5 protein-coding genes and 2 pseudogenes are annotated in these 6133 nt (G+C 46.0%); all 7 read left to right on the top strand.

The window, feature by feature from the left end:
* Positions 1–1432: DUF2345 domain-containing protein (locus BMX14_RS13450; RefSeq protein ID WP_230527496.1), on the top strand; the 1432-nt coding region annotated here is incomplete at its 5' end.
* 2 nt (positions 1433–1434) lie between these two features.
* Positions 1435–2964, top strand: coding sequence for a lipase family alpha/beta hydrolase (locus BMX14_RS13445; RefSeq protein ID WP_092677604.1), 1530 nt, complete (start codon positions 1435–1437; stop codon positions 2962–2964).
* Complete coding sequence (locus BMX14_RS13440; RefSeq protein WP_092677602.1) at positions 2955–4055, top strand: T6SS immunity protein Tli4 family protein; 1101 nt, start codon at positions 2955–2957, stop codon at positions 4053–4055. Before BMX14_RS13445 ends, BMX14_RS13440 begins: the two co-directional genes overlap by 10 nt.
* A 275-nt stretch (positions 4056–4330) precedes the next feature.
* Positions 4331–4534, top strand: coding sequence for a hypothetical protein (locus BMX14_RS13435; RefSeq protein ID WP_092677600.1), 204 nt, complete (start codon positions 4331–4333; stop codon positions 4532–4534).
* A gap of 57 nt (positions 4535–4591) precedes the next feature.
* A pseudogene (locus tag BMX14_RS13430) lies at positions 4592–4828 on the top strand (type VI secretion system tip protein VgrG); the annotation flags it as partial.
* An 841-nt stretch (positions 4829–5669) separates the two neighbouring features.
* Positions 5670–5951: a hypothetical protein gene (locus BMX14_RS17050; RefSeq protein ID WP_268993458.1), complete on the top strand. Its 282-nt coding sequence runs from the start codon at positions 5670–5672 to the stop codon at positions 5949–5951.
* Positions 5927–6127, top strand: a pseudogene (locus BMX14_RS17120) (T6SS immunity protein Tli4 family protein); the annotation flags it as partial. The gene BMX14_RS17050 and the pseudogene BMX14_RS17120, both read left to right, overlap by 25 nt.
* Positions 6128–6133: the final 6 nt, after the last annotated feature.

Below are 6133 nucleotides of genomic sequence, written 5' to 3'. Positions count from 1 at the left end.
TGATGAAGATTTTGGCGTCAGGTTTGACGGGATCCCGGACAGCACGGATTTTTGTTTCCGCCCTGACCCTGGCTCACGCCCGGTGATGGCCGGCACCTTACCGGCCCGCGTTACCAGTACCACCGAGAACGACATCTACGGCCACATCGATAAAGACGGCCGCTATCGCGTCAATATGCTGTTTGACCGTGATAACTGGGAGACCGGGTTCGAGAGCCTGTGGGTCCGCCAGTCTCGCCCCTATGCCGGCGACACTTACGGCCTGCACCTGCCACTGCTGGCGGGCACCGAAGTGGCGATTGGCTTTGAGGACGGTAACCCGGACAGACCGTACATTTCCGGCGTACTGCATGACTCGGCACACGGTGACCCTGTTACCCTCCGCAACTACAAACGTAACGTGCTGCGCACCCCGGCGAACAACAAAATTCGCCTGGATGACAGCCGCGACCAGGAGCATATCAAGGTCTCCACGGAGTACGGCGGCAAGAGCCAGCTGAATCTCGGACATTTAGTGGATGCTGAGAAACAGAAACGCGGAGAGGGGTTTGAGCTCAGAACCCACAGCTGGGGCGCCATCCGGGCACAGAAAGGGATATTTATCAGCGCTGATGGTCAGACGAAAGCACAGGGTCAAGTGCTGGAGATGGGGGCGGCCCTGAGCCAGCTGCAGCAGGCACTGAGCCAGGCCGAAGCGCTGAGCAGTGCAGTGGAAACAGCCAGAGCCGAACTGGCCGATATCCAGACCCAGAAGACGCTGCTGGAGCAGACTCTGACAGATTTGAAGCAGTCCGCGCTGTTACTCTCCGCTCCGGCGGGGATTGCCCACAGCACGCCCAAAAGCGTACAGCTGTCAGCGGGTGAGAATGTTATCAGTACCAGCGGTAAGCACACGGATTTCAGTGCCCTGAAAAGATTTACCGTGGCAGCCGGCGAGCGGGTGAGTTTATTTGCTCAAAAACTGGGTATCAAAATTTTTGCCAGCAAAGGAAAGGTGGAGATACAGGCGCAGGGGGATGAGATGATGCTGGATGCACTGAAAGATATCCGTATCCGCAGCAGCGAAGGTAAGCTGGTCATCAGCGCGAAGCAGGAAATTATTCTCACCAGTGGCGGCAGTTATATCCGTATCACTGAGGGAAGCGTGGAGTGCGCGGCAACGGATAAAATTATCCAGCGGGCGGCGGTATGGCAGAAGTTTGGTGGGCAAAGTATCAGCCAAGCGGCGCAGCGCTGGGACAGTGCTGATTTTGCCTATATACCCAAAGCGATTCACGCCTACGATGGTTCGGCTTTGTCGGCGCAGAAACTGGTGATTCAGGCTGAGGATGCAGCCAGCCAAACCGTTTTAACATCTGAAGATGGAAAGAGTATTTTGATGAAACAGGTTGATGTGGTCACGGACAAACTGCGGTTTAAGGGAGGAAAATAATTATGGCGCATGTGACAGAAAAAGAGATCGTGAGCCGCCCGGAATATGATGAAAATGGACGGGCCCACTACAGCCTACCTAATGACAGAGCTGAAGAAAATCTGGTGGTTGCCTGTCCTCAAGTGGCGGAAAAAGTGATCCCGGTTATTTTTCTGCCGGGCGTTATGGGGTCGAATCTTAAAGAAAAAACATCTCCTAAAACAGTTTGGTGTGCAGATATGTCTCTGGGCCTCGATGCACTGACATGGGTCTTTAAATCTAAAAAAGAAAGAAAAGCATTACTTAATCCCCTGTCCACGGAAGTAGATGGTCGGGGAACGGTACTTTACGACGATCTCGAGGGTAGGGTATTTCCCTCCAGAACGGCCCGAGGTTGGGGCAGTGCGCTTTATAAAAGCTATGGCGAAGCTCTCCACGTTCTGCAATTCATGCTGAATGATGCTCATATACTGATTGATAACCTAAAAAATGGCACTATCAGACGAACGTCCCGACAGTTACTGATTGGCGAAGATCTCGGGGCAGAAAAAGGCGAAGACGCGCTGACTGAGGCTGAGGTCAGGCGGAGTTATGATTACCTTTTTCCCTTACATGTGTTTGGTTATAACTGGCTGCAGTCAAACGCTGATTCAGCCGTGCAGCTCGATCGGTATATTAAAAAAGTATTAGCCTCTTATCAGGACAGGCTTGCCGTCGATAAAGTCATTCTGGTCACTCATTCCATGGGGGGGCTGGTGGCCCGCTATTATTCAGAAGAACTGAATGGCAGAGACAATATTCTGGGTATTGTTCATGGCGTTATGCCGGATTTGGGATCGCCTACGGCGTATCGCCGAATGAAGACCGGAGAGAGGGGAATTGTTGGGGCGGTGATGGGCGATGACGCGGCAAGTCTGATGCCCGTACTGGCCCAGTCACCCGGCCCACTGCAGCTGCTACCGGGTAAGGCCTACGGTCAAGGCTGGCTGAGAATTCATAGCGATACGGAAAAAGTGAGTAAGCCGGTGTCTGACCCCTACACGGAAATTTATCTGAATGAAGATGACTGGTGGCGGCTATGTGAGAAAGAGTTGCTACTGAATGATGTAGAGGAGGAATGGGAAAAATACAAGAACATCATAAAAAATGATGTTCTTGTATTTATCGAAGGCTTAACTGGCCAATACCACCCCAATACCTACGCATTTTACGGTGCCAGTGTAAAATATCCTTCGGACGATCATCTGATATGGCAGCAGATCCAGATCCCAACGTTATTTAAAGGGAGTCCGGTAAAGGATCCTGTTCAACGTCATAGTGGGGGTAAAACGTTTAAATTGATTTCTTCTGGTAGCAGAGGCGATGGCACGGTACCTGTGTCTTCTGGGCGTATTGCCTGTTCCGGGATCCGTGCGTTACTGGCTACCGATGTCGATCACGAAGGTGCTTATCACGTTGGAGATATTGGTAGGGAAGAGGGGCTTTCCGTCGCGATGAAGTTCACATTACGCTCGATTATAAAAATGACCAAGGAGATCGGCGCATGCGGGTAAGGCATTTATGGCTGGGACTGATTGTTATCGTGCTTATTCTCAGTACGATTTTTTGGTTACTGACCCGCCCGTGGCCGGTCGCCCCTTTGACGGTAAAGGAAAAACAGATAATGGATAATCTTTTTGAACAAACCAAACCCCAATGTATAGGTCGCTATCTTTTTGATGTGCCGATGTCGTTTAATAATGTTGCGATGGGGCAGGTAGAGGTTAATAAGATAATAATTACCAGTAAGCGTCTGTACCCTCCAGCGTTTGCCCAACGTATTCGTTTACGTGAAGAGGAGTTAAACAATAGTCCTACAGTTGATCCCAAGGATCTCCCTTTTCTGAAGCAAGTTTACCGGATCGACAGTAATACCATTATTTTTGATCGCAATAAAAATGTGGGTGTTCCAGGTTTCGGAAGAATTCTTGAAGGGCACCTTTATGATAATGGGGTAGCATTTACCGTAACAGCTCAAATTCGGGACTTATCCGACCCTAAATATCAAAAAGATAAAGAAGATTATTTAAACAGTGGAACCGCTGAAGATAAACTGAACAATAAACTGCAGAATCTGGCAGAAATGAAAAGTCTGCTTTCTAGGCTAAAGGGAAGAAAGGATGATGAGGTGCCAGTCCAGGCCGGCATCTGTATTCCAGAAGGTTTTATTTATGATACGGATACAATATCAAAAGATGTTATTAAATTAGTCTATAACAGTGATGACTTTGGTCTTATCATTGATACCAATAATACTCTGAGGAAAGATGATACTCTATTAGAAAGGGCTGCAGGAGCCAATGCCCTCCTTATCAATATTGGGGCTCATACCCTGAAAAAAGGCGCTGTAAAACTGCCGGGGATTAATGCGGAAGAGTGGTTGGTGAAAGGCAAACAGGTGGTTAACCGTCCAGAAGAGAAATGGGTTTCTGGCTATCGATTCGCTTTTTATGCCAATGAAGATATCGCTGATTTAAGGCATCCGGTATTTTCCGTTGAATTAATTAATTCGGGTATGGAAACGAAAAACTATACGGATTCACAGTTAGTTGATCTCTGGGACAAAATTACCAGAACCTTTAGATATCGACCTGGTGCATTCTGAGTTAAATATGAATAGGATTTATATGTACTTTCGGCTTTAGCGCGAAATAAAAAATATTTTAATAACCTGCCTTGGCTCTAGGGAAGCTAAGACATTAGTGACCTGAAGAAGATATATCCTATTTTAACTAAACGTTAGTCAGCCTAAATGATCAGTCACTTTAATAAAAAATAGACAACAGCGAAGAGCAGAGAATAAAAATTAAGTATAGGTCGTTGAATTTACTGAGTTATAAATAGATTTTTCGACAATATTTCAAAAATAAAAGATACGCAATGAGCGTCGACTATTTTTTAAGAGTTGGCACTGCCTGTGGTGGAAAGATCCTTACCGGTGATGGCGCGTTGTTACGAATGGTAGCGGGATGCGCAGTGGCAGGATTTAATTGGCTGCTGTTGGATATCAGCGTACGTAACGTTTACAGCATGCTTAATCTACCACATAGCGGCGAAGCAGAAACCCCAATGCCTGACGCTTAGCTGAAGTGAGGAAGAGGGGATTGGACTCGCGTTCGATCTTGCACAAGGAGTGTCGGGATGAGCAGTCATTTTCCACTAAGATTTAGCCATAACCACCACCTGCTGGCAGTGAAAGACTGCGAGTCTGTACTCGATGTGCTGGCCTTTGAAGGCACAGAGTCCCTGAGCACGCCGTTCAGTTACCGTATTGAATTCACCAGTTCTGACCATGCCCTCAGCAAAGAAATGATGCTGAGGAAAGCGGCCTCCTTGACGCTGCAGGCCCCGGTTCGCCAGGGTAACGGCGCAGAAATGACAGCTGTAATGGCACAGTCTCCCGGACCACTACAGTTGTTGCCTGGAACTGCTTATGGGAAGGGATGGTTAAGTATAGAGGGTGTCGAAAAACCGCTACCCAATTCAGAACCTTATACAGAGATTTATACTAGGCGTTCGGCTTGGTGGGCGATGTGCGAGGATAGATTTATTAATCCGGATAATAAGATACTGGATAAACCCCAGCTTGAGAAAGACTGGTTGAATTATGACTTGTTGATTACTAATAAAGTACGCCCATTCATAGATAGTCTTCATGGCCATTTTCATAAAAACACTTATGCCTTTTATGGTAATGATGGAAAAAAATATCCTTCCTACGGTTCTTTACGTTGGTTGGATATTAGTTCAAAAAATATTAGTGATGCGTATAAAGAAAAAATCAATGGTAAGGGAGCTATTTTTTCCCCCACTTATCTACACAATAAAACAACTCGATTGGTAGGGATGACTACCGGTGACAAGGGAAAACTTTACCGTAAATTTAAATTATCATCTCCGGAAGATGCGGGGGATGGAACGGTTCCTGTTAGTGCTGCTGTAATAGAGTCCCCAAATCTTATGTCACAGCTAGGAGTGAGCGTCGATCATGAAGGTGCTTATGGAACTGAAAATACTCAGGACGCACGTTGGTTTACATTACGTTCGATACTAAAAATAGCTCAGGCAGTGAATGATACGGGGCTAGCGTATGACAAGTAGAAAGCGTAATTACATATTACTAATTATTGGATGTTTCCTCTTACTCGTATACTGAAGTTATCGGCACTATCGAATTTATCCTTCACCACAAAATCTGACAATATCACAGAAGGCGGTTATGAATAATTTATTTGAAGAAGTCAGACCCTATTGTGTGGGGCGTTATTTAATAGATCTCCCTGCTTCGTTCTCAAGATACAAATTATCAGAAAAGATGGAGGATAATATGTGGGAGGCAAATATATCTAGGCCAGATGACTTGTACAAAACATATATTCTCACCAAGAAAATGTACCACCCTGCATTTTTGCAGTTTATTCAGAGGCGCGAAAAAGAGCTGAGCGTAAAAAAAACCGTTAACATTGATAATATGCCATTTTTAAAAAAACATGGCCTTTAATAAATGGAGGTGACGGGGTTATTTTTGAAAGAAATGAGGGGCCTATTACCAGTGATTTTATTCGTGTCCTTGAAGGTTATTTATATACTAATGGAGTTGTAATTAAGTTACAGAAAAAAACCATAAACGATTCAGACCCTCGTTATGAAAAACAACGCGATGGTGATAATATTAGGAATGAT

It is taken from the genome of Rosenbergiella nectarea, from assembly GCF_900111105.1.
Classification (GTDB): Bacteria; Pseudomonadota; Gammaproteobacteria; order Enterobacterales; family Enterobacteriaceae; genus Rosenbergiella; species Rosenbergiella nectarea.
Note: the sequence above shows the minus strand (reverse complement) of the source record. Positions and strands in the feature narration are given on the sequence as shown.

Coding starts and splice junctions, on each gene's coding strand:
- BMX14_RS13445 (WP_092677604.1), top strand. CDS start 1,435: ATGGCGCATGTGACAGAAAAAGAGATCGTGAGCCGCCCGGAATATGAT.
- BMX14_RS13440 (WP_092677602.1), top strand. CDS start 2,955: ATGCGGGTAAGGCATTTATGGCTGGGACTGATTGTTATCGTGCTTATT.
- BMX14_RS13435 (WP_092677600.1), top strand. CDS start 4,331: ATGAGCGTCGACTATTTTTTAAGAGTTGGCACTGCCTGTGGTGGAAAG.
- BMX14_RS17050 (WP_268993458.1), top strand. CDS start 5,670: ATGAATAATTTATTTGAAGAAGTCAGACCCTATTGTGTGGGGCGTTAT.